19 protein-coding genes, 2 pseudogenes and 2 riboswitches are annotated in these 22,898 nt (G+C 69.3%); of the genes and pseudogenes, 18 read left to right on the top strand and 3 right to left on the bottom strand.

The window, feature by feature from the left end:
* Positions 1-47: 47 nt before the first annotated feature.
* Entirely contained in the window at positions 48-1,337 is a 1,290-nt protein-coding gene (gene gltA / locus COGEMETH_RS03780; RefSeq protein WP_238181292.1) for a citrate synthase, read from the bottom strand.
* Between the two features lie 200 nt (positions 1,338-1,537).
* Positions 1,538-2,962, bottom strand: coding sequence for a glutamate--tRNA ligase (gltX, locus tag COGEMETH_RS03785; RefSeq protein WP_238181293.1), 1,425 nt, complete (start codon positions 2,960-2,962; stop codon positions 1,538-1,540).
* Positions 2,963-3,120: 158 nt separating this feature from the next.
* On the opposite strand from gltX, the pseudogene COGEMETH_RS03790 reads away from it, so the two are divergent.
* Positions 3,121-3,996 (top strand): annotated as a pseudogene (locus COGEMETH_RS03790) (DUF4131 domain-containing protein); the annotation flags it as partial.
* A 216-nt stretch (positions 3,997-4,212) separates the two neighbouring features.
* On the opposite strand, the gene arsH reads toward COGEMETH_RS03790, so the two are convergent.
* Positions 4,213-4,959, bottom strand: coding sequence for an arsenical resistance protein ArsH (arsH, locus tag COGEMETH_RS03795; protein ID WP_238181294.1), 747 nt, complete (start codon positions 4,957-4,959; stop codon positions 4,213-4,215).
* Positions 4,960-5,006: 47 nt separating this feature from the next.
* On the opposite strand from arsH, the gene COGEMETH_RS03800 reads away from it, so the two are divergent.
* The 17 genes and pseudogenes from COGEMETH_RS03800 to COGEMETH_RS03885 all read left to right on the top strand — a co-directional run.
* Positions 5,007-5,354: an ArsR/SmtB family transcription factor gene (locus COGEMETH_RS03800; protein ID WP_147708344.1), complete on the top strand. Its 348-nt coding sequence runs from the start codon at positions 5,007-5,009 to the stop codon at positions 5,352-5,354.
* A complete protein-coding gene (gene arsC, locus COGEMETH_RS03805; RefSeq protein WP_147708262.1) occupies positions 5,354-5,779 on the top strand; it encodes an arsenate reductase (glutaredoxin) in 426 nt (141 codons plus the stop codon). The genes COGEMETH_RS03800 and arsC overlap by 1 nt, the downstream gene beginning before the upstream one ends.
* Positions 5,780-5,815: 36 nt before the next feature.
* Positions 5,816-7,111 carry an arsenic transporter gene (locus COGEMETH_RS03810; RefSeq protein WP_147708264.1) on the top strand — a complete coding sequence of 432 codons (1,296 nt, stop codon included), beginning with the start codon at positions 5,816-5,818 and terminating at the stop codon, positions 7,109-7,111.
* A 7-nt stretch (positions 7,112-7,118) separates the two neighbouring features.
* Positions 7,119-8,291, top strand: a complete 1,173-nt coding sequence (locus COGEMETH_RS03815) for an MFS transporter (RefSeq protein WP_147708265.1) — start codon at positions 7,119-7,121, stop codon at positions 8,289-8,291.
* A gap of 173 nt (positions 8,292-8,464) precedes the next feature.
* Positions 8,465-8,851, top strand: a complete 387-nt coding sequence (locus COGEMETH_RS03820; protein WP_147708266.1) for an ArsR/SmtB family transcription factor — start codon at positions 8,465-8,467, stop codon at positions 8,849-8,851.
* Positions 8,848-9,828 carry an arsenic resistance protein gene (locus tag COGEMETH_RS03825; RefSeq protein WP_147708267.1) on the top strand — a complete coding sequence of 327 codons (981 nt, stop codon included), beginning with the start codon at positions 8,848-8,850 and terminating at the stop codon, positions 9,826-9,828. Before COGEMETH_RS03820 ends, COGEMETH_RS03825 begins: the two co-directional genes overlap by 4 nt.
* 288 nt (positions 9,829-10,116) lie before the next feature.
* Positions 10,117-10,512: a hypothetical protein gene (locus COGEMETH_RS03835; RefSeq protein ID WP_147708345.1), complete on the top strand. Its 396-nt coding sequence runs from the start codon at positions 10,117-10,119 to the stop codon at positions 10,510-10,512.
* Between the two features lie 82 nt (positions 10,513-10,594).
* A complete protein-coding gene (locus COGEMETH_RS03840) occupies positions 10,595-10,990 on the top strand; it encodes a FixH family protein (protein ID WP_056220820.1) in 396 nt (131 codons plus the stop codon).
* Positions 10,987-12,492 (top strand): efflux RND transporter periplasmic adaptor subunit, encoded by a 1,506-nt coding sequence (locus COGEMETH_RS03845; protein ID WP_147708268.1) that lies wholly within the window; start codon positions 10,987-10,989, stop codon positions 12,490-12,492. The genes COGEMETH_RS03840 and COGEMETH_RS03845 overlap by 4 nt, the downstream gene beginning before the upstream one ends.
* The gene (locus COGEMETH_RS03850) at positions 12,489-15,647 is read left to right on the top strand and encodes an efflux RND transporter permease subunit (protein WP_238181295.1); all 3,159 of its coding nucleotides are present in this window, start codon (positions 12,489-12,491) and stop codon (positions 15,645-15,647) included. Before COGEMETH_RS03845 ends, COGEMETH_RS03850 begins: the two co-directional genes overlap by 4 nt.
* A 51-nt stretch (positions 15,648-15,698) precedes the next feature.
* Positions 15,699-15,910, top strand: a riboswitch (cobalamin riboswitch).
* Positions 15,911-16,058: 148 nt separating this feature from the next.
* On the top strand, positions 16,059-18,011 hold the full coding sequence (locus tag COGEMETH_RS03855) for a TonB-dependent receptor plug domain-containing protein (protein WP_238181296.1): 1,953 nt from the start codon (positions 16,059-16,061) through the stop codon (positions 18,009-18,011).
* 83 nt (positions 18,012-18,094) lie between these two features.
* The gene (locus COGEMETH_RS03860) at positions 18,095-18,880 is read left to right on the top strand and encodes an ABC transporter substrate-binding protein (protein ID WP_238181297.1); all 786 of its coding nucleotides are present in this window, start codon (positions 18,095-18,097) and stop codon (positions 18,878-18,880) included.
* On the top strand, positions 18,877-19,911 hold the full coding sequence (locus COGEMETH_RS03865; RefSeq protein ID WP_147708271.1) for a FecCD family ABC transporter permease: 1,035 nt from the start codon (positions 18,877-18,879) through the stop codon (positions 19,909-19,911). The genes COGEMETH_RS03860 and COGEMETH_RS03865 overlap by 4 nt, the downstream gene beginning before the upstream one ends.
* Positions 19,908-20,726, top strand: a complete 819-nt coding sequence (locus tag COGEMETH_RS03870) for an ABC transporter ATP-binding protein (protein ID WP_147708272.1) — start codon at positions 19,908-19,910, stop codon at positions 20,724-20,726. Before COGEMETH_RS03865 ends, COGEMETH_RS03870 begins: the two co-directional genes overlap by 4 nt.
* The gene (locus tag COGEMETH_RS03875; RefSeq protein WP_147708273.1) at positions 20,701-21,663 is read left to right on the top strand and encodes a DUF6925 family protein; all 963 of its coding nucleotides are present in this window, start codon (positions 20,701-20,703) and stop codon (positions 21,661-21,663) included. Before COGEMETH_RS03870 ends, COGEMETH_RS03875 begins: the two co-directional genes overlap by 26 nt.
* A 50-nt stretch (positions 21,664-21,713) precedes the next feature.
* Complete coding sequence (locus COGEMETH_RS03880; protein ID WP_147830451.1) at positions 21,714-22,208, top strand: AAA family ATPase; 495 nt, start codon at positions 21,714-21,716, stop codon at positions 22,206-22,208.
* A gap of 96 nt (positions 22,209-22,304) precedes the next feature.
* Positions 22,305-22,503, top strand: a riboswitch (cobalamin riboswitch).
* Positions 22,504-22,613: 110 nt separating this feature from the next.
* Positions 22,614-22,898, top strand: a pseudogene (locus tag COGEMETH_RS03885) (hypothetical protein); the annotation flags it as partial.

A 22,898-nucleotide genomic window follows, 5' to 3' on the forward strand; every position in this document is an offset into this window, starting at 1 on the left:
CGGCAACACGCCGTCTCGCCCGATCCTCCGATCGGTCTCGGGCCTACTCAGCCACGGCTGTTGATCGGCACGTAGTCCCGGCGATCGGGGCCGATGTAGAGCTGGCGCGGGCGGCCGATCTTCTGGGACGGGTCCTCGATCATCTCGGCCCATTGGGCGATCCAGCCGACCGTGCGGGCCAGCGCGAACAGGACCGTGAACATGTCGGTGGGGAAGCCCATCGCCTTGAGAGTGATGCCCGAATAGAAATCGATGTTCGGGTAGAGCTTCTTCTCGATGAAGTACTCGTCCTTCAGGGCGATCTCTTCGAGCTTGACGGCGACCTCCAGCAGCGGATCGTTGCCCTTGCCGAGTTCGGCCAGCACCTCGTGGGTGGTCTTCTGCATGATGCGCGCGCGCGGGTCGTAGTTCTTGTAGACCCGGTGGCCGAAGCCCATCAGGCGGAAGGGGTCGTTCTTATCCTTGGCCTTGGCGACGTAGGCGTCGACCCGGTCGGGCGTGCCGATCTCCATCAGCATCTTCAGGGCCGCCTCGTTGGCGCCGCCATGCGCCGGTCCCCACAGGCAGGCGACGCCGGCCGCGATGCAGGCGAAGGGGTTGGCGCCCGACGAGCCGGCGAGCCGCACCGTCGATGTCGAGGCGTTCTGCTCGTGGTCGGCATGCAGGATGAAGATCTTGTCGAGAGCCCGCGCGAAGACCGGGTTGATCTGATATTCTTCGCACGGGACCGCAAAACACATCCGCAGAAAGTTCGATGTGTAATCGAGCTCGTTCTTAGGATATACGAACGGCTGGCCGATCGAGTACTTGTAGGCCATCGCCGCGAGCGTCGGCATCTTGGCGATCATGCGCATCGAGGCGATCATGCGCTGACTCTCGTCCGAGATATCGGTCGAGTCGTGATAGAAGGCCGAGAGCGCGCCGACGCAGGCGACCATCACCGCCATCGGATGCGCGTCGCGGCGGAAGCCCTGGAAGAAGCGGGTCATCTGGTCGTGCACCATGGTGTGGCGCGTGACCCGATAGTCGAAATCCGCCTTCTGCGACGGGGTCGGCAGCTCGCCGAACAGCATCAGGTAGCAGGTCTCGAGGAAGTCGCCCTGCTCGGCCAACTGCTCGATCGGGTAGCCGCGATAGAGCAGGATGCCCTCGTCGCCGTCGATGTAGGTGATCTTCGATTCGCAGGAGGCGGTGGAGGTAAAGCCCGGATCGAAGGTGAAGGCGCCGGTCTTGGCGTAGAGCTTGCCGATGTCGATGACGTCGGGGCCGATGGTCCCGGTCTTGACCGGAAGTTCGACCGACTTGCCGTCCACGGTGATGGTGCTGGCTGCGCTCATGGAACGTGGACCCTTTCCTGGCAACGATTCGGTGCCGGCCCGGACCGCCTCTGCAGGTCGCCCGCGGCCCAGGAGCACGCCGCTTTTGCTGCAGGTGCTCACAAGACCACCGGGTTAGCGGATCGGCCGTGCGCCATCAACGGGGCGGGTGACAACCGCCCCGCGACGCCAAGCGAAAATCGGGCCGCGGCGTGCGGCGTTCAGGCCTTCGCCGCCTCGTCGAGGCGGGCGAGGCTCTCGTCGCGCCCGAGCACGGCCATCACGTCGAACAGCGGCGGCGAAGTGGTCCGACCGGTCAGTGCCGCCCGCAGGGGCTGCGCCATCTGCCCGAGCTTGAGTCCGGAGGCGTCCGCGAATTGCCGCACTGCGGCCTCGGTCGACGCGGCGCTCCATTCGGGCAGCGCTTCGAGAAGCGGGCGGATGCCGGCGAGCCGTCCGCGGGCCTCTTCCGTCAGCAGGGCACGGGCCTTGTCGTCCAGCGCCAGCGGCCGGGGGGCGTAGAGGTAGTAGGCGCTGTCGAGGAGTTCGATCAGTGTCTTGGCCCGCTCCTTCAGCCCCGGCATCGCCGCGGTCAACGCTGTGCGAAGGCCCGCGGGCAGGGGGGCGGACAAGCCGCGCGCGGCGCCGACCGCCGGCAGGATGCTCTCGATCGCCTCCACCAGTGCGGCATCCGTCGAGCCACGGATGTAGAGCCCGTTGAGGTTCTCCAGCTTGGCGAAGTCGAACCGGGCCGGCGAGCGCCCGATCGCCTTGAGGTCGAAGGCCGCCACCATCTCCTCGGTGGAGAACACCTCCTGGTCGCCGTGGCTCCAGCCCAGGCGCACGAGGTAGTTGCGGAGCGCCGCTGGCAGATATCCGAGGTCGCGGTAGGCATCCACGCCCAGCGCCCCGTGGCGCTTGGACAGCTTGGCCCCGTCCGCCCCGTGGATCAGGGGGATGTGGGCCATGGCCGGCATGTCCCAGCCCAAAGCTGCGAAGATCTGGCCCTGGCGGGCGGCGTTGGTGAGGTGGTCGTCGCCGCGGATCACCTGCGTCACGCCCATGTCGTGGTCGTCCACGACGACGGCCAGCATGTAGGTCGGGTTGCCGTCCGAGCGCAGGAGGACAAGGTCGTCGAGGTCGCGGTTCTGCCAGGTGACGCGGCCTTGCACCGCGTCGTCCACCACGGTCTCGCCCTCGGAAGGCGCCCGCAGGCGGATGACGGGCTTGATGCCAGCCGGCGCCTCGGAGGGGTCGCGGTCACGCCAGCGGCCGTCGTAGCGCAGCGGCTTGCCCTCGGCGCGGGCCCGCTCGCGCATCTGCGTCAGTTCCTCGGGCGTGGCGTAGCAGCGATAGGCGTTGCCAGAGGCCAGCAGGCTCTCGGCCACCTCCCGGTGGCGCCCGGCGCGGGCGTACTGGAACACCACGTCCCCGTCCCAGTCGAGGCCGAGCCAGGACATGCCGTCGAGGATCGCGTCGATCGCCCCTTGCGTCGACCGCTCCCGGTCCGTGTCCTCGATGCGCAGCAGCATCCGGCCGCCCATGCGGCGGGCATAGAGCCAGTTGAACAGGGCCGTTCGGGCTCCGCCGATATGGAGGTAGCCCGTGGGCGAGGGGGCGAAACGCGTGACGACGGCTGACGACATCGATCCGGGACGAACTCTGGAGGCGGGACTGGGGCGCCGTGCACGGGGATCGGTGGGCGGATCGGCCGGACCGGCAGCGCGCCTGTAGCACGCGCCCGCGAATGCGTTAAGAAATCGTTGCGCGCGGCAGGTTTCGTCGCGCAACCGAACGGCGGAGCATGGAGCGGATCGGCACACGCCCGGCGGGACGTGCCCTCGCCCTCGGAGGCGGCGCACGGCCGGCCGACCTCGCCCCGGCCCTCGGCCGCTGGTTCGTGCGGGAACTGGCGCAGGACGCGGCGCAGCGGCGCCTGTTCCCGTGGCTGGCCGTGGCCTTCGGGGCCGGCATCCTCGCCTTCTTCACTGCCACAGACGACACGCCGGCGCTCGCCGCACCCCTGGCCGTGGCGATCGCCGGCGTGGCCGTGACGCCGTTCCTCGGGGCACGACCCGTGGCGCTCGCCGTCGTCCTCGGGCTGGTCGCAGCCCTCCTCGGCTTTGCCGCTGCGACGCTGCGGGTCTCCCTGGTCTCCGCGCCGGTGATGGCGCGCACCGCCATCGCGCCGCTCACCGGGCTGATCGAGGCCCTGGACGAGCGTGAGGAGGGGGCGCGCCTCGTGGTACGGGTGGCGAGCTTCGGCACCCTTGCGCCTGAGGTGCGACCGACCCGCGTGCGGGTCTCGTTCAAGACGGCGCCCGCCCTCAGACCCGGCGACTTCATCGCGGCGACCGCACGCCTGCTGCCGCCCCCCGAAGCCGCCCGGCCGGGAGGCTACGATTTCGCCCGCGACGCCTATTTCCGCGGCATCGGCGCGGTCGGCTCCCTCATCGGCAAGATCGAGGTCCGGCCTCCCCCTGAGCCGGTGCCGTTCTCGCTGCGTTTCGCGGCCGCCGTCGACGCGGCCCGCAACGCGCTCACCCGCCGCATCGCCGACGCCAACGGCGGGCAGGCCGGCGCGGTGGCCGCAGCCCTCGTCACGGGCAAGCGCGGCCTGATCGCGCCGGCCACCAACGACACCCTGCGCGCGGCCGGAATCTACCACGTCGTCTCGATCGACAGGGTTGGCCGGCATTCCCCGGACGCATCGCTTCTCGTGTCGCCACGCCGTCGTTCGACGCCTGAGTGCCGCCCGGTGGCCTTCCCCGCGATCGTCCATGGATGGGTCGGACTTCAGGCAAGCCCAGGCTTGGGGATTTCGACAAAACCAATCTTGTCGTAAAACTCGAACAGGTCGACGCCGTCGCCGAACCTGCCACCGTCGGTCGGTGGTTCAGCGCCTGACGAAGCCGATGTCTACGGCGACGGCCTTGAGCCGCTCCGGCTCGCGCTCCTTCCGCTCCGAGTAGCGGTCGACGAGGTCGTCGGACCGCTCGCGGGTAAGGAGCGTGAACTTCATCAGTTCCTCGCAGACGTCGACCACCCGGTCGTAGAGCGGTCCCGGCTTCATCCGGCCGGCGTCGTCGAACTCCTTGTAGGCCATCGGCACGGATGACTGGTTCGGGATGGTGATCATCCGCATCCAGCGCCCGAGGATGCGCAGGCCGTTGACCGCGTTGAACGACTGCGACCCACCCGAGACCTGCATCACGGCCAGGGTCCGCCCTTGCGTCGGACGCACTGACCCTTCCGAAAGGGGGAGCCAGTCGATCTGGCTCTTGATGACACCGGTCATGGCGCCGTGCCGCTCGGGGCTGACCCAGACATGCCCCTCGGACCAGATCGAGAGGTTCCGGAGCTCCTGGACCTTGGGGTGGTCGGCGGTGCTGTCGTCGGGCAGGGGCAGCCCGTGCGCGTCGTAGATCCGCACGTCGCCGCCCATCGCCTCCAGAAGGCGCGCGGCCTCGTAGGCGAGGAAGCGGCTGAACGAGCGCTCCCGGAGCGACCCGTAGATGATCAGGAAGCGCGGGGCGTGGGCGAACGGCGTCGCCATCTCCAGGTCGGCGCTCGTCGGGACGACGAAGTGTCCCTCGCTCAGGTTCGGCAGGCCGTCGGCGAAGGGCTGTCGGGGCTTGTCCAAGGAACGTCTATCCTCTACGTTTCAATGATGGTTGAGATATTGACATGATGATGGACGAACGGCAAGCCGTCGCCGCCTTTGCGGCCCTGGGGCAGGAGCATCGCCTGCGCATCGTGCGCCAACTCGTCACCGCCGGGCCGGACGGCATGGCGGCCGGTATCCTGGCCGAGGCGGTCGGCATCTCGGGCACCAACCTGTCGTTCCACCTCAAGGAGCTCAGCCATGCCGGCCTCGTCACCTCGCGCCGGGAAGGCCGGTCGATCATCTACGGCGCCGCCTACCCGGACCTGTCCGAGCTCATCCAGTTCCTGATGCGCGATTGCTGCCAGGGCCGCCCCGAGGTCTGCGCCCCGGCCGTCGCCGCCCTATCCGCCTGCTGCACGGAGACCGCCTGATGGACGTCGTCATCTACCACAACCCGGATTGCGGCACGTCCCGCAACACCCTGGCACTGATCCGCAACGCCGGCATCGAGCCGCACGTCGTCGAGTACCTGAAGACCCCGCCGAACCGGTTCCTGGTCCGGCAACTCGCCGAGCGCGCCGGCATCACCGTGCGCGACCTGCTTCGGGAGAAGGGGACGCCCTACGCCGAGCTCGGCCTCGCGGACCCGAACCTCACGGATGACCAGCTTCTCGATGCCATCGCCGAGCACCCGATCCTGCTGAACCGGCCGCTGGTGGTGAGCCCGAAAGGCGTCTCGCTATGCCGCCCGTCAGAGGCGGTCCTCGACCTCCTGCCGGCCCAGCAGGGCGAGTTCGTCAAGGAGGGCGGCGAACGCGTCGTCGACGAGCACGGGCGCCGCGTCGCCACCGCCTGATCCATCCCCAGCCACCAAGAATAAGAAACGGTCCGGATGCTCGCGCTCGCCATCTTCGTCGTCACCCTCGTCTTCGTCATCTGGCAGCCCAAGGGGTTCGGGATCGGGTGGAGCGCCCTCATCGGGGCCGCGGTGGCCCTGGCCACCGGCGTCATCCACCCGGGTGACATCCCGGTGGTCTGGCACATCGTCTGGGACGCCACCTTCACCTTCGTGGCGCTGATCATCATCTCGCTGCTGCTCGACGAAGCCGGCTTCTTCCACTGGGCGGCGCTCCACATCGCCCGCTGGGGCGGAGGCAGGGGGCGCCTGCTGTTCCCGCTGGTGATCCTACTCGGCGCCGCCATCGCGGCAGTGTTCGCCAACGACGGCGCCGCCCTACTGCTCACACCCATCGTGCTGGCCATCCTGCTGCGGCTGGACTTCAAGCCGGCGGCCGCCCTGGCCTTCATCGTGGCCTGCGGGTTCGTCGCGGACTCGACCAGCCTGCCCCTGGTGATCTCGAACCTGGTCAACATCGTCTCGGCGAACTTCTTCGACATCACCTTCAGCCGCTACGCCGCCGTGATGGTCCCGGTGAACCTCGTCTCGCTCGCCACGACCCTGGTGGTCCTGTGGCTGTTCTTCCGGCGCGACCTACCGGCGACGTACCCGGTGACCGAGCTCGAACCGCCGCGCCACGCGATCAAGGATCCGCTGGTGTTCAAGGCAGCCTTCCCGCTCCTCGGCCTGCTGCTGGTCGCCTACTTCGTGACAGCCCCGTTCGGCGTGCCGGTCTCGGTGGTGACCTGCGCCGGCGCCGTGGTGCTGCTGGCGCTGGCCAGCCGGAGCCGCGTCATCCCGATCCGCAAGGTGCTGGCGGGCGCCCCCTGGCAGATCGTCCTGTTCAGCCTCGGAATGTACCTCGTCGTCTACGGCCTGAAGAACGCCGGCCTGACCGATTACCTGGCCCAAGGCCTCGCCTGGCTTTCGGGCCACGGACCGTTCGTCGCCACCATCGGCACGGGGGTCGCCGCAGCCATCCTGTCCTCGGTCATGAACAACATGCCGAGCGTGCTGGTGGGCGCGCTGTCGATCCAGCAGGCCCCGGACCTGTCGCCCCTGATGCGCGAGCTGATGGTCTACGCCAACGTCATCGGCTGCGACCTCGGCCCGAAGTTCACGCCCATCGGCAGCCTCGCCACCCTGCTCTGGCTCCACGTCCTCGACACCAAGGGCCAGCACATCACCTGGGGCCAGTACATGCGGGTCGGCCTGGTCATCACCCCGCCGGTGCTGCTCGCCACCCTGGCGGCGCTGGCCCTCTGGCTACCCGTGCTCGGCGCCCGGTAGCGATCCGATGGCCCCGGCGCGCCGATGGCCCGTGATCTCGGCCCTGGGCGTGGTTCAGATCCTGACCTGGGGCTCGTCGTTCTACCTGCTGTCGGTGTTGGCCGCCCCGATGTCGGCGGACACGGGGTGGCCCTTGGGATGGGTCATCGGCGGCCTGTCCCTCGGTCTCCTCGTTGCGGGCTTGGCCTCGCCGCGGGTCGGCACCTACATCGGCGAGCATGGCGGGCGCCCCGTCCTGGCCTTCGCGTCCGTCGCCCTCGCCGTCGGCCTTGCCATCCTCGGTCTGGCGCCGAACCTACCGACATATCTCGGAGGCTGGCTCCTGATCGGCCTCGGCATGGGCACCGGACTGTACGACCCCGCCTTCGCCACCCTCGGTCGGCTCTACGGGGCCGAAGCAAGGCCCGCCATCACCACGCTGACCCTGTGGGGCGGCTTCGCGAGCACGGTCTGCTGGCCCCTCTCGGCCTTCCTGATCGAACAGGTGGGCTGGCGCGGGACCTGTCTCGCCTATGCCGGACTGCACCTCTCGGTCACGCTGCCGCTCGTCCTGATCGCGATCCCCCGGCCCCCCGCACATCCGATCACGCGACCCGTAGGCCCAAGCCCCGTCATTCGGCTCGATGGTCGGGAGCGGCGCGCCTTCCTCTTCATGGCGGGGGTCCTCACGCTGGGCGGCACGGTGATGGCCATGGTCTCGGTGCACCTCATCACCCTGCTTCAGGCCCGTGGGGTGGCTCTTACCTCGGCCGTGGCCTACGGCGCCCTGATCGGACCGGCCCAGGTTGGGGCACGCATCGTCGAGATGGCCGGAAAGGGCCGGCACCATCCGCTCTGGACCCTGACGGCGGCGATGGTGCTGGTCGCCATCGGGGTTGCGATGCTTGCCGCAGGACTGCCCGTGGTCGGGCTGGCGTTAGTCCTGTACGGGGCGGGCAACGGGATCTACTCGATTGCCCGGGGAACGGTGCCCCTGGCACTGTTCGGACCCGAGCGTTACGCCCCGCTCGTAGGCCGGCTCGCCCGTCCGGGACTGGTGGCTCAGGCGCTCGCCCCCTCCATCGGAGCCGTGGTCCTAACCCACGCAGGCGCGGATACGACCTACGTCCTCCTGTGCGTCCTCGCTGTGGCGAATGTCGCGCTTGCCCTGGCCCTGTGGCGCGTCCGGTCCGAGGCCTAACAGGTCGACGTCCGCCTCCGACGTTCGCGGCATCCGATCCCGATCAGACCGATCGCCTTCCGTCCGGGGACGAAGCGGTCTCGTCGGCGAGCGTGGACTGGCTAGGCGGCTCTTGCCCTCGACCCATTCCGAGCCTAATGACGCTTAAACGTTTCCATAACGGTTTAAGTGACGTGGACGAGAAGCAAGCCCTCGACGGTTTCGGAGCCATCGCCCAGGAAACCCGTCTTCGCATCGTCCGCCTGCTGGTCACTGCCGGCGCGGACGGGATGGCGGCCGGGGCCATCACCGAGGCCATCGCGGGCGCCTCGGCGCCACGCATCTCGTTCCACCTCAGCCACCTTGAGAACGCCGGGCTCGTGGTCAGCCGCCGGGAGGGGCGGTCGATCATCTACAGCGCGGTGTTCACCGCCCTGTCCGACCTGGTGGCCTTCCTGATGCGCGATTGCTGCGAGGGACACTGCGAGGTCTGCGACCGAGCCATCGCCCTGTTCGCCCGGTGCACCGGTCGGCCCCAGCAGGTCGCTCAGCCATCCAAGATCGCCTGTGAGGAAGCATGACGGGCCTGCGCGACACCCTCGAAGGCAACCAGATCGCGATCTACTTCGCGGCCATCGGCGCGGCGGCGCTGATCGCCCTGACGCTGCCCGGCACCACGGCCCTGGAGGTCGGGATCAATCCGGCCCTGGCGCTGATGCTGTTCGTCACCTTCCTGCAGGTGCCGTTGCCGGAACTCGGCCGGGCTTTCACGCGGGTCCGCTTCCTGGCGGCGCTCCTCGTCACGAACTTCGTGGTGCTGCCGATCCTGGTGGCTGGCCTGATCCAGTTCCTGCCCGCCAATCCGATGCTGCGGCTGGGCGTGCTCATGGTCCTTCTCACGCCGTGCATCGACTACGTCGTGACCTTCGCCCATCTCGGACGGGCCGACGCCAAGGTGCTGCTGGCTTCCACCCCGGCGCTGCTGATCGCGCAGATGCTGCTGCTGCCGATCTATCTGAACGTCTTCCTCGGCGAGGATGCCGCCAGGTTCGTCCAGGTCGGTCCCTTCGTGCACGCGTTCGTCTGGCTCATCGCGGTTCCCCTCGGACTTGCTGCGGCCGTGCAGATCTGGGCCGGACGCCGCCCGGCCGGGCAACGGGTGATTACGGGCCTCGGGCTCCTGCCGGTGCCGGCGACGGCGCTGGTCCTGTTCGTGGTGATCGCGTCCGTCCTGCCCCAACTCGGACCCGCCCTCGACGATGCCCTGCGGGTGGTTCCTGTCTACGTCGCCTTCGCGGTGGCGGCTCCCTTGATGGGCTGGGCGGTCGGGCGCGCGTTCCGCCTCGACGCCCCCACGGTGCGGACGTTGGCCTTCAGCGCCGCCACCCGCAACTCCCTGGTGGTCCTGCCGCTGGCCTTCGCCGTCCCCGGCGCCGTCCCGCTGCTGCCGGCCGTCATCGTCACCCAGACGCTGGTCGAGCTCGTGAGCGAGCTCGTCTACGTCCGTGTCATGCCCAGGCTCGGCCGAACGTCGGCGTTGCCGGTCCCGGCCGTCTAGGTCGGCCCCGATGATACGGCGGAGCGTACCCGTGATCCCGCATCGCCACCGTCTCGTGGTGATCCCTGCCCTTGGCTCGATCCAAATCCTGACCTGGGGGGCCTCGTTCTACCTGCTGTGCATGCTCGCCAACCTAATATCGGAGGACACGGGGTGGCCTCTGAGATGGGTCATCGGGGGCCTGTCCCTCGGCTTCCCCGTCGCGGGTTCGGTCTCTCCGCGGGTGGGGCTTTCGTCAGGTAGTCCCTGTCCCTTCCGCGCCGACACGCGATGTGGCATCGTCCGTTCGTGACCTTCTGGCTCGCCCTTCGGCGCCTGCTCCCGCTTATGGCGGTACTCGGCCTCGCCCTTGCGCCGGTGACCGCTTCCGCGGCCGCCGCGGGCATGCGCGCGCCGATAGCCGTTCAGGGGCACGCCATGGCGGCGCCCGACGAGGCCATGGACGACATGGCCGGGATGGCCATGGACGAGATGCCGTGCTGTCCCAAGGAGCGGCCGGACTTGCCCGACTGCTCGAAGGTCTGCCCCTTGATGGCGCTCTGCCTGGCGAAGGTCGCCACCGGGCTGCCGGTGGCCCTCGGACTTCCGGGCCGCGTCGCCGGCGTCGAGGGGCCGACCTGGGGCGGCACCGCCTCCTTCGACAGCCTGTCGCAAGGGCCGCCCACCGAGCCTCCCCGAGCCTGAATTCGATGCCGCCGGCGCCTGCGCCGGTCGATCCCGCGCGCCTGAAGGCCCGGGTCACATCATTTTCAGGAGATCAACGACCGTGTCCAAGACATCGTTTTCGCGCGCCCTGACGGCTGCGCTGCTCGGCCTCGCCCTGACCGCCGCGGCCCGGGCCGACACCAAGGACTACGAGTTCCAACTGGTAAAGGACGAGGCCAAGCAGGGGGAGGCCATCCTCGATGTCCGCCTCGTCGACAAGCGCACGTCCAAGCCCGTGCCGAACGCCGTCATCTTCGCCAAGCGCATCGACATGGCGCCCGACAGCATGGAGGAGATGACCTCGAAGATCGAGCAGCTGCCGTCGCCGGAGCCGGGCCTCTACCGGTTCAAGGCGAAGCTGACGATGGCCGGTGGCTGGCGCCTCTCGCTCGGGGCCAAGGTCCAGGGTGAGACCGGCACCGTCGAGAACAAGCTGGTGTTCAAGGCCACCAAGTGAGCCGGACGGCATGGGCCGCCGGGACCCTCGCCGCGCTGGCGGCGGGGGTTTTGGGATTTGGCGCGGGGCATGAGGGCAGCCCCGTGCCGGCGCTCGTCCAGCAGGCGCGGACCGGGTTCGCCCATTGGCTGCCGGGCACGCCCCGGCCGGCTTCCCCGATACAGGCATCGGACGCGGCGAAGGCGACGGGACCGGTCGTCTACTATCAGGACCCGGACGGGAAGCCGGACTACGCCTCCGAGCTGAGGCGCACGGCGGACGGTCGCGACTTTCGCGCCGTCCGCGCCAGCGAGGACGTGCGCTTCGACGAACCCGACGAGGCGGAGGCGATGCCCGACGCCGGGCACGGCGACATGGCCATGGGTCAGGCCACGATGCCCGCGAGCGCCCGCAAGGTGCGGTTCTACCGCAACCCGATGGGCCTGCCGGACACCTCGCCGACCCGCAAGAAGGACTCGATGGGGATGGACTACCTCCCCGTCTACGAGGGGGAGGACACCGACGACGGCACCGTAAAAATCTCGCCCGGCAAGCTCCAGCGCACCGGGGTCCGGACGGCGGTCGTCGAGCGACGCGTCCTGTCGATGCCTGTGCGCGCGCCGGGCGCCATCGAGGAGGACGAGCGCCGGATCTCGGTCATCGCGATGCGCACCGACGCGTTCATCGAGAAGGTTGAGGCCGTCACCACCGGCGACCACGTCCGCAAGGGTCAGCCACTCCTGCGCCTATTCTCGCCGGAGATGAACGCGGCCGCCGCGCAGTACCTCACCGGCATCGGCTACGAGGGCGCCCGGCGCCGCCTGGAGAACCTCGGCATCCCACCCGAGGTCATCGACGAGATCGAGCGCACCAGGAAGGTGCCCTCCACCATCACGTGGTCGGCGCCCCGCGACGGGGTCGTGGTCGAGCGCAACGTCTCGGACGGCATGCGCGCCAAGTCCGGCGACACCCTGTTCAAGCTCGTCGACCATTCCAGGGTCTGGGTCCTGGCCGACGTCACCGAACGCGACCTGGCTGCCGTGGCGGAGGGCCAGACGGCGACCGTGCGCGCCCGGACGTTCCCGGACCGCGTCTTCACCGGCGCGGTGACCCGGATCTACCCGCACCTCGCCATGGGGACCCGGACCGCCCGCCTGCGCATCGAGCTGCCCAACCCGAACGGCGACCTGCGCCCGGGGATGTTCGCCGACGTGACGATCGCCACCGGCAGCGACAGGCCGGTGGTGGCGGTGCCCGACGACGCGGTCATCGACACCGGCACCAGGCAGATCGTCCTGCTGGACAGGGGAGAGGGTCGCTTCGAACCGCGGCCGGTCAGGCTCGGCACCCGCGGCGACGGCTACGTCGAGATCCGCGACGGCATCGTCGCCGGCGACCGCGTGGTGACCTCGGCCAACTTCCTCATCGATGCCGAGAGCAACCTGAAGGCGGCGCTGCAGGGGCTCTCGGAACCCAAGCCCGATCCCGGGCCGCAGGCCGCCGCCGAGGGGAAGGCGCCATGATCGCCCGCCTCATCGCCTGGTCGGCCCGGAATCTGGTGCTGGTGCTGATCGGGACCGTCTTCGCGGTGGGAGCCGGGCTCTACGCCCTGAGGACCCTGCCGCTCGACGCGATCCCGGACCTCTCGGACGTCCAGACCATCGTCTACACCGAGTACCCCGGGCAGGCGCCCCAGGTCATCGAGGACCAGGTCACCTACCCCCTGACCACCGCGATGCTGACGGTGCCCCGGTCGAAAGTCGTGCGCGGCTTCTCGTTCTTCGGGGTGTCGTTCGTCTACGTCATCTTCGAGGACGGCACCGACCCGTACTGGGCCCGGAGCCGGATGCTCGAATACCTGAACACCGTGGCCAAACGCCTGCCGGCCGGCGTCACCCCGACCCTGGGACCCGACGCGACCGGGGTCGGCTGGGTCTACCAGTACGTCGTGGTCGCCAAGGAGCGCACGCTGGCCGAGCTCCGGTCGCTGCAGGACTGGGTCGTCCGCTTCGGGGCGTCGCGGGCCGAGGGCGTGGCGGAGGTCGCCGGCGTCGGCGGCTTCGTGAAGCAGTACAACGTGGTCGTCGATCCGAACCGGTTGCGGGCACAGGGCATCACCCTGTCCAAGCTCCGGGAGGCGATCCGGTCGAGCAACGCCGACGTCGGCGGCCGTACCGTCGAGCTCTCCGAGTTCGAGTTCGTCGTCCGTGGCCGCGGCTACCTCAAGAGCGTCGCCGACATCGAGAGCATCGTCCTGAGGACGGAGGCGGGCACACCCCTGCGGGTGAAGGACGTGGCTCGGGTCGAGCTCGGTCCCGACGAGCGCCGCGGGATCACCGAGATGAACGGCGACGGCGAGGTCGCCGGCGGGATCGTCCTGCAACGGTTCGGTGCCAACGCCCTGAACGTCATCGAGAACGTGAAGGCCCGGCTTTCCGATGTCGCCGCCAGCCTGCCCGAGGGCACGGAGATCCTTCCGGTCTACGACCGCTCGCACCTCATCGAGGCGGCCATCGAGACCCTCAAGGGCACGCTGATCGAGGAAAGCGTCATCGTAGCCCTCGTCTGCGTCGTGTTCCTGCTCCACGTCCGCAGCGCGCTGGTGGCGATCCTGATGCTGCCGGTCGGCATCCTCATGGCGTTCGCGGGCATGAAGGCCCTCGGGCTCGGGGCCAACATCATGAGCCTGGGCGGCATCGCCATCGCGGTGGGCGCCATGATCGACGCCGCCATCGTGATGATCGAGAACGCCCACAAGCACCTGGAGCGGGCGGACCCCGGCAAGCGCCGGGTCGAGATCCTGATCGAGGCCGCAAGCGAGGTCGGGCCGTCGCTGTTCTTCTCGCTCCTCATCATCACCGTGAGCTTCCTGCCGATCTTCACGCTAGAGAGCCAGGAGGGCCGCCTGTTCGGTCCGCTGGCCTTCACCAAGACCTTCGCCATGGCCGCGGCGGCGGTGCTGTCCCTGACACTCGTCCCGGCGTTGATGGCTTTATTCGTCCGGGGCCGGATCATTCCGGAGCACCGCAATCCGGTGAACAGACTCCTGATCTGGATCTACCGACCGCTCATCGCAGGCGTCCTGCGGGCGCGGGTGCTCACCATCCTGTTGGCCCTCGTCGTCCTGGCGGCGACGGCATGGCCGGCGAGCCGGCTCGGCTCCGAGTTCATGCCCGACCTCGACGAGGGCACCTTGATGTACATGCCGACCACGCTGCCGGGCATCTCGGTGACCAAGGCCGGGGACCTGCTCGCCACCCAGGACAGGATCATCAAGTCGTTCCCCGAGGTCGCCTCGGTCTACGGCAAGGCCGGTCGGGCCAACACCGCGACCGACCCGGCGCCGTCCGAGATGTTCGAGACCATCGTCAACCTGAAGCCGAAGGCGGAGTGGCGACCCGGGGTCACGACGGCGAGCCTGAAGGCCGAGATGGACGCCGCGCTCCAGTTCCCCGGGGTCTCGAATGCCTGGACCCAGCCGATCCGCGCCCGCATCGACATGCTCTCGACCGGCATCCGTACGCCGGTCGGGATCAAGGTGCTGGGGACGGACCTTTCCGAGATGGAGAAGGTCGCCCGCCAGGTCGAGGCGGTGGTGAAGGCGGTGCCGGGCACGTCGAGCGCCTACGCCGAACGGGTGCAGGGCGGCTACTTCCTCGACATCACCCCCGACCGCGAGGCGCTGGGCCGGTACGGGCTGACCATCGGCGACGTGCAGGACGTGATCGGGATGGCGCTCGGCGGCGAGAGCGTCACCAACACCGTCGAGGGCCGCGAGCGCTACACCGTCAACGTACGCTACCCGCGCGCCTTCCGCTCCGACCCGCGCTCCATCGCCTCCGAGGTTCAGGTGCCGATCCCGGGTGGGGGCACGGTACCGCTCGGTGAGGTCGCCAAGGTTCAGTTGAACCGTGGCCCGACCCAGATCCGGACCGAGAACGGGCAACTCGCGGTCTTCATCTACGTCGACGTCGCCGGTCGCGACCTCGGGGGCTACGTCGCCGAGGCGCGGGCGGCGGTCGCCAAAGAGGTGAGCCTGCCGCAGGGTACCCTCGTGCAGTGGAGCGGTCAGGTCGAGTACCTCGACCGGGCGACGGCCCGGCTCAAGGTCGTGGTGCCGCTGACGCTGCTGATCGTGTTCCTGCTGCTGTACCTCAACTTCCGTCGACTGACCGAGACCCTGATCGTGATGCTGTCGCTGCCGTTCGCGCTCGTCGGCGGGGTCTGGCTGATGTGGTGGATGGGCTTCAACCTGTCGGTGGCGGTGGCCGTCGGCTTCATAGCACTGGCAGGCGTCGCGGCCGAGACCGGGGTGATCATGCTGGTCTACCTCGATCATGCGCTGGCCGAGATCCGGGCCGGATGCGACCGCGCCGGACGGGCACTCACCCGTGCCGACCTGCGGAGGGCCATCATGATCGGCGCGGTGGAGCGGGTGCGTCCGAAGATGATGACGGTGGTCGCCATCATGGCCGGGCTCCTGCCGATCCTGTGGAGCACCGGATCGGGCTCTGAGGTTATGCAGCGGATCGCGGTCCCCATGATCGGCGGCATGGTCTCGTCGACCGTCCTGACCCTCGTGGTAATCCCTGCGGTCTACGGCCTGGTGAAGGGCTGGGGACTGCCGCGGTCCGAACCGAATGCCATCGACCCCGAGGCCCGACTTGTAACGTTATGAACACACAGGGCGGAAAACCCCGAAGCGACATTGACGCTGGGCCATTCCCTCAGGTCCTGTATGTCCGACGGTTCCTCCCCGGAGGATCAAAAGGGAACGCGGTGAGGATGAGGTCCGAAAGGGCCTTCCCGAAGCCGCGGCTGCCCCCGCAACTGTAAGCGGCGAGCCCATCATCAACACGTCACTGGGTCTTCGGGCCTGGGAAGACGATGAGAGGGCGGTGACCCGCGAGCCAGGAGACCTGCCGTCAGTCGTGGTCACACGCGAAACGCATCGGGCGGGGTGTCCTGATGGGTGTCGAGGCGCCCGGCTGCCCTAACGGCAGGCAAGCGCCCAGGCCTCGTTCGCGGTGACGTGCCACAGACGTCGCCCGAGGCTTGTCCCGTGTCCTTTCCTTCCCGAACCGCGTGCTTGCGCACGCTCGCGCTCGCCTGCGCCGCCCTTTCCGGTCCCGTGCTCGCGCAACAGGCCGCCGCCCCCTTCGCCGATGTCCCGCGCGGGGCCGAGGCGGCCGTCACGCTCTCCGAGCTTTCCGTCTCCGCCACCGGCGTGCCGACGCCCGTCGACCAGGTCGGATCAAGCGTCACCGTGCTCACCGCCGCCACCCTGGAGGCCCAGCAGCGCCGCACCGTCCCGGATGCCCTCCAGCAGGTACCGGGCCTCAACGTCGTGCAGACCGGCGGCCCGGGCGGTCAGACCTCGGTGTTCATTCGCGGCTCGAACTCGAACCACGTGAAGGTGCTCATCGACGGCATCGACGCGACCGACCCGTCGAACCCGAACGGCTCCTTCGACTTCGGGCAACTCCTGACCGACGACCTCTCCCGCATCGAGGTGCTCAGGGGTCCCCAGAGCGGCCTCTATGGCAGCGACGCCATTGGAGGCGCGGTCTCCTTCACGACGAAGCGTGGCGAGGGACCGGCCAGGGCCACCGCGCGGATCGAGGGCGGCTCGTTCGGTACCTTCAACCAAAGCGGCAGGATCAGCGGGTCGGAGGACGGCTTCGACTATTCGGTCTCGATCCAGCACTTCCGTGCGGCCGCGACGCCGGTGACGCCGCCGAACCTCGTCCCGCTCGGCCGGGCGATCCATCCGAATTTTTACGACAACGAGACCGTCTCGGCGAAGTTCGGCTACCAGTTCACCGACACCTTCCGCATCAACTCGGTGACGCGCTTCATCAATTCCCGCCTCCTGTTCACCGGCACCGACTTCAGCACCTTCCCGGCCTTCCCGGCGGCGTTCCGGAGTGCCGCCGACGTGCAGCAGGTCTTCACCCGCAACGAGGCCGAATGGACGCCGTTCGCCGGCTTCCACAACCTCTTCGCCATCAACTACTCGAACCTGTTCAACAGACAGCAGGGCCCCCTAGACCCCCTTGCCACGCCGGACGCGACAACGGGCCTGGGCGAGCGCACGCGCTACGAGTACCGCGGGGACTACCAGCTCTCGCCCGGCAATCTGATCCTGTTCGGGGCGCAGCGTGACGACGAGAGCCTGTCGACCACCGACCCGAGCCCGTTCGGGGCCGGCAACCTGCGGGCGAGGAACGGCAACACGGCCGGCTACGGGGAGGTGCAGCTAACGCCCTTCGAGCGGGCGGCGTTCGTGGCCAACATCCGCCACGACGAGAACGACGCGTTCGGGCCGGCCACCACTTTCCGCGTCGCGCCGAGCTACATTCTGCCCTTCACCGAGACCCGGATCAAAGGTAGCGTCGGCACCGGCTTCAAGGCGCCGACCCTGAGCCAGCTGTTCCAGAGCTTCCCGGCCTCGAACTTCTTCGCCAACCCGAACCTCAGGCCTGAGGAGAGCCTCGGCTACGACGCCGGCATCGAGCAGCCCCTGGGGGACCGCGTCCTCGTCGGCGCGACTTACTACGCCAACGACTTCAAGAACCTCATCACCTCGAACGCGACGTTCACCTCGAACGAGAACGTCGGCCGGGCCGAATCGTACGGGGCGGAAGCCTTCGTCGCTGTCCGGTTCTCCGATACCCTTACGGGCCGGGTCGACTACACCAACACGGTGACCAAGAACGAGATCACCAACCAGGAGCTCCTGCGACGGCCCCGCCACAAGGGCAGCGCGACAGCCTTTTGGACCCCCCTCCCGGGCCTGACCGTCAGCGGGACCGTGATCGTGCTCGGCCACTTCGTCGACGGCAACCGCGACTTCTCGGTGGCCCGGCTCAAGAACCCGGGCTTTACCCTGGTCAACTTCGCGGTGAACTACGACGTCAGCGAGACGGTGAGCGTGTTTGGGCGGGTCGATAACCTATTCGACCGCCGCTACGAGAACCCCACCGGCTTCCTCGGGGCAGGCCTCGCCGTGTACGGCGGCGTCCGCCTGACCGCGTTTTGAGACCGCCGATGGCACGACGGTCCGGCTTCGCGGTCCTAACGGCGATGCTGGCGGTCAGCCAAATCTGGTCGATTGCCGCTGGGATGGCCGCCCCGGCATCCGGGGGACCCCGGCACGTCGTCTCGATGAACCTCTGCGCGGACGAGCTCGTCCTTCGGCTTGCCGACCGCGATCAGGTCGCCGCCGTGACCTACCTCGCCCATGACCCACGCGGCTCGACCGTCGCGCGGGAGGCGACGGGCATCGCAGTGACACGCGGCCTGTCGGAGGAGATCGTCGCCCTCCGGCCCGACCTCGTCGTTGCCGGTGCCTTCACGACGCGGACCACGGTGGGCCTGCTCAAGCGCGTCGGCTTCCCCCTTCTCGAACTCGGCGTACCCAACGACTTCGAGGGGGTGCGGGCCCAGATCCGTACCGTCGCCGCGGCCCTCGGGCACCCGGCGCGCGGCGAGGCGATGGTCGCGGACCTCGACGCTCGGCTGGCCGAGGTGATGCCGGCGGCCAAACCCTTGCGGGCCCTTGTGATGCGTCCGAACGCCTTCACGGTGGCACCCGGCAGCCTTGGCGATGCGATCATCCGCGCCGCCGGCCTCGTCAACGTTGCGGCGGAACTCGGTCGCGACCGCTTCGGCCAGGTCCCGCTGGAAGCGGCGGCCTTGGCCGACGCCGACCTCATCGTCCTCGACGAGGGGGAGCCCGGCGCGCCGTCGCTGGCCGATGCCCTGCTGCATCATCCCGTCCTCGACGCGCTGCGCCGGCAGGGGCGTACCGTCTCGATTCCGAACCGGCTCTGGACCTGTCCAGGTCCGCAGGTCGCCGAGGTCGTGGCCTTACTCGCCGCCGCCGCACGCGAACGGGCAGTGCCATGAACGCACCCATTCAACCTCCTACCCGGATCGAACGCGCGGTCGTCGGACCACGCGGCATCGTCGGGCTCCTTGGCCTGCTGGTTCTCGTTTTGACGCTGGCGTCCATCGCGGTCGGGTACGCCCCATTCGACGTAACGGCGGCGGCCGGTGACCTCCTCGCAGGACGCGCGACACTGCCTGCCCTCGTCCTCTGGGAGCTACGCCTGCCCCGTGCCCTCCTCGGGGGCCTCGTCGGCTTCAGCCTCGGGCTGACCGGGGCGGCGATGCAGGGCTACCTGCGCAACCCGCTCGCCGATCCCGGCATCCTCGGCATCTCCTCGGCTGCGGCCCTCGGGGCCGTGGTTGTGTTCTACGGCGGGTTCGCGGCCTCCCTCAGCCTCGCCCTCCCGCTCGGCGGGATCGCCGGCGCCGCGGTGGCGGCGCTCGCCCTGAACCTCGTTGCCGCAAGGGGAGGCACCACGCTGGGATTGATCCTCGCCGGTGTCGCCCTGTCGAGCCTCGCCGGCGCCATGACGGCGCTGGCGCTCAACCTCTCGCCCAATCCCTACGCGGCCCTGGAGATCGTGTTCTGGCTGATGGGGTCGCTCGCGGACCGCAGCATGGACCATGTCTGGCTATGCCTGCCGTTGATGGCGGTCGGCTGGGGCCTGATGCTGTCCACGGCTCGCGCGCTCGATGCCCTGACGCTGGGCGAGGACACGGCCGCGAGCCTCGGCTTCCATCTGGTCTCGGTCCGCCTGCGCCTCGTGACGGGCGCGGCGCTGGCCGTGGGCAGCGGCGTCGCCGTCAGCGGCGCCATCGGCTTCGTCGGCCTCGTGGTGCCCCACCTCGTGCGACCGTTGGTCGGCGCACGCCCTGGTGCCAGCCTGTGGCCGAGTGGCCTCGCCGGGGCCGCCCTGGTCCTTGCCGCGGACTTGGGCGTTCGTCTCCTGGCGACGCGCCCGGAACTCAAGCTCGGTGTGGTGACTGCGCTCGTTGGGGCACCGTTTCTGATCGTGCTCCTCCTGCGTGAGCGAGGACGCGGCGCATGAGCCTCGCGATCGCAGCCCTCGATGTCCGCCTCGGCGGGCGTGCCATCCTGTCGGATATCACCCTGTCCCTGGAACGCGGGACCCTCGTCGGTCTGGTCGGTCCGAACGGCGCTGGCAAGACCACCCTCCTGCGCACCGTCGCGGGCTTGGTCGCCCCGACCGAGGGCCGCGTAAATCTCGACGGTATGCCGCTCAAGGGCATCTCCCGCGACGCGCGCGCCAAGCGCATCGCGGTGCTGTTCCAGGGCGCGGGGGCCGGTTGGCCGATGCAGGTGCGTGACCTCGTCGCCCTCGGCAGGCTGCCGCATCGACGCGCGTTCGGTGGCCTCGATGGGGCAGATCATGCCGCCATAAACCGAGCGATGACACGGACCGATGTCGCGCGCTTCGCCGAGCGGACCGAACCGACCCTGTCCTCGGGCGAGCGGATGCGCGTGCTGCTGGCGCGGGCGCTCGCCGTCGAAGCGGAGTGGTTGTTGGCCGACGAACCGATCACCGCCCTCGACCCTGCCCACCAGCTCGACGCCATGACGCTGTTGCGGAGCGTGGCCCGGGCCGGGACCGGCGTCGTCGCCGTCCTGCACGACCTCTCCCTCGCGGCCCGGTTCTGCGACCGGATCGTGGTCCTGGGCGAGGGACGTGTCGCCGCCGATGGACACCCGGACGTTGCGTTGACCGACCGGCTACTTTCGGACGTCTTCGGCGTCACGGTTTGCCGTGGGGCTGGACCGGACGGAACCCCCTACATCCTGCCCTGGAACCGTTCAGGGCCACATCCGGAGGACATCGATGCAGCCTTCCCCCACCAGCCCTGATGCTGTCGTAGCCCTCCTGCGCGAGGCACTGGCCGATCCGAGCACGGCCTGGAGCCTCGGCAGCTTCGGTGCCATCGCCGAGTTCATGCGCGATCCGGACGAGCCTGTCCTGGCCCTCCCTGACGATCGCCTGGGACTTGCGACCGCGCGCGGGGCCATCGCCCTGACCCCGAGCTCCGACCTGCGGCCCGTCGCCTACGAGACGGCCGTTTCGTCCGGCTGGAACCACGCCATCGCGCTTTGCTTGCCGGAGGCGACCTGCGCGATGAACCGCAGGACCGTGGTGACGGAGCTCGGGCCCGACCGAAACGCCGCCCGGGTCGAGGATCGCGACGGCATCCTGTTTGACCTCGGCCTCGGCCTGCTCGCCGTGGATGCCTGTGTGCGGGTGCGCGATCCGGAGGCCGTCGAGCGGCTGCGGGCCGGCGTCGGCATGCCGTTGTTCGACCACGCCAACCCCATCGGGCCGCACCTCGTCGCCATGAGCCCGCACCGGGTGTTCCTGGCGCGGGTCGGTCGCGTCGAGGTCTATGCCCCGATCCCCGGGTCCGGCGGCACCAGCCCCGAGGGTCCGCACACGCACGTACTGCCAAAGCTCCTGCGCAGCGGTCGGACCCATGCCGCCACGACGCCGATCCCGGCGGGCTGGGTCCCCTGCGGAGGCCTGCACCCGGCGCACCCCTACAAGGACATGATGGGCGACCGCATTGCCTTCGATGCCGGCCGCTACGAAGCGTTCCAGGCGATGCTCGACCATTGGGGTGATCCGGAACTCGTGGCCATCAAGCGCGGCGGGCCCGAGGCGCCCGGCGGCACGGTGTCGACCCGCCACGCCCAGGGCGCACGCCGGGTCGCCGAGGCCCAGGCTCGTTACCTACGGGGCGAGATCATCGAGGGCTCGGCGAGCGACGACGAGGATGCGGAGGCGACGGCCTGACCGTGACCCGGACGGTGCCCGGCAGGAATCGTCCGGGGGCACCGCAGAGGGTGATCGGCCTGATCGGCTGCCCGGGCGCGGGGAAGACGACCTACGCCCGCCGCTTCGACCCTCTCGCCGGCTGGGTTCACCTCACCCTCGACGACTTCCGGCAGACCCTCTGGCCGCCGCACCGGCAGGTCTACTGGGAACTCAGGCAGGGCTCACATGACGATGCGGCCCGGGACCTCCTGCACCGGGTCAAGGAAGCAGCCCTGGATGCCGCCCTGACGAGCGGCTTCAGCGTGGTGATGGCGGACACACATCTCACCAGACCCGTGTTCGAGCGCGAACTCGGGATCGTCGCCCGACACGGGCTCACCGTGGCGTGGAAGGTGTTCGACGTGCCGTGGGAGGTCCTGAAGGCCCGCAACGACGAGCGCGGTCGCGTGGACCCGTCGCATCGCCAGCCGGATGAGGTCCTCCGGTTCACCTACGAGGTTTTCCAATCCCCGGACGCGTGGTGGCGTAGCTTGCCGCCGCAGCAGGTCGAGGTCCTGACCTGACGGACGGAGTGCGCGATCCGTCTTCCCAGGTGTTGCCGGCAGGGCATAACCCCTCGTGCATTGCACTTGGTCCGTTGACGGGCATGGGCGTCGGCATGTTAGCTCGGCCGTGACGGTTCCTCCCCGGAGGATCAAAAGGGAACGCGGTGCGGGGGTAGCCTCAACGCCGCGGCTGCCCCCGCAACTGTAAGCGGCGAGCCCTTCGCCACCGACGTCACTGAGCGGCCTCGCTCGGGAAGACGGTGAAGGGCAGTGACCCGCGAGCCAGGAGACCTGCCGTCAGTCGTGGTCACACGCGAGACACGCTGGGCGGGGTGCCCCGGCGGGTGCGGAAGCATGCGCACTGCGCGTGGTTCGGCCTCGTTCGCGGTGACGTGCCACTGCCGTCGCCCGAGGCCCATCAACGTGTCCCGTTCACCGTCCATCCCGCTGATGTCCGTGCTGGCCCTGTCCTGCGCGATCCCCGCCGCCGTCGCCGCGCAAGGGGCGCCCTCTAGCGAGACCGCCGTGGTGCTCGATGCGCTCTCGGTCGAGGGGACCCTCACCGCCACGCCGACCTACCGGGTGCCGGAGCTCTACAGCGGCACCAAGACGATCACGCCCCGCCTCGACCTGCCGCAGCAGGTCGACGTAATCCCCCGGGAAGTCCTGATTGACACAGCCGCGACCCGCGTCGAGCGCGCGCTCGAC

The organism is Methylobacterium trifolii (assembly GCF_022179685.1).
In the GTDB taxonomy this organism is placed as follows: Bacteria; Pseudomonadota; Alphaproteobacteria; order Rhizobiales; family Beijerinckiaceae; genus Methylobacterium; species Methylobacterium trifolii.

Excerpts from the sequence above, each read along its gene's own strand:
- COGEMETH_RS03870 (WP_147708272.1), top strand. The coding sequence starts at position 19,908 with ATGAGCCTCGCGATCGCAGCCCTCGATGTCCGCCTCGGCGGGCGTGCC.
- COGEMETH_RS03875 (WP_147708273.1), top strand. The coding sequence starts at position 20,701 with ATGCAGCCTTCCCCCACCAGCCCTGATGCTGTCGTAGCCCTCCTGCGC.
- gltX (WP_238181293.1), bottom strand. The coding sequence starts at position 2,962 with ATGTCGTCAGCCGTCGTCACGCGTTTCGCCCCCTCGCCCACGGGCTAC.
- COGEMETH_RS03810 (WP_147708264.1), top strand. The coding sequence starts at position 5,816 with ATGCTCGCGCTCGCCATCTTCGTCGTCACCCTCGTCTTCGTCATCTGG.
- COGEMETH_RS03815 (WP_147708265.1), top strand. The coding sequence starts at position 7,119 with ATGGCCCCGGCGCGCCGATGGCCCGTGATCTCGGCCCTGGGCGTGGTT.
- COGEMETH_RS03865 (WP_147708271.1), top strand. The coding sequence starts at position 18,877 with ATGAACGCACCCATTCAACCTCCTACCCGGATCGAACGCGCGGTCGTC.
- COGEMETH_RS03850 (WP_238181295.1), top strand. The coding sequence starts at position 12,489 with ATGATCGCCCGCCTCATCGCCTGGTCGGCCCGGAATCTGGTGCTGGTG.
- COGEMETH_RS03800 (WP_147708344.1), top strand. The coding sequence starts at position 5,007 with ATGATGGACGAACGGCAAGCCGTCGCCGCCTTTGCGGCCCTGGGGCAG.
- gltA (WP_238181292.1), bottom strand. The coding sequence starts at position 1,337 with ATGAGCGCAGCCAGCACCATCACCGTGGACGGCAAGTCGGTCGAACTT.
- COGEMETH_RS03825 (WP_147708267.1), top strand. The coding sequence starts at position 8,848 with ATGACGGGCCTGCGCGACACCCTCGAAGGCAACCAGATCGCGATCTAC.
- arsC (WP_147708262.1), top strand. The coding sequence starts at position 5,354 with ATGGACGTCGTCATCTACCACAACCCGGATTGCGGCACGTCCCGCAAC.
- COGEMETH_RS03860 (WP_238181297.1), top strand. The coding sequence starts at position 18,095 with ATGGCCGCCCCGGCATCCGGGGGACCCCGGCACGTCGTCTCGATGAAC.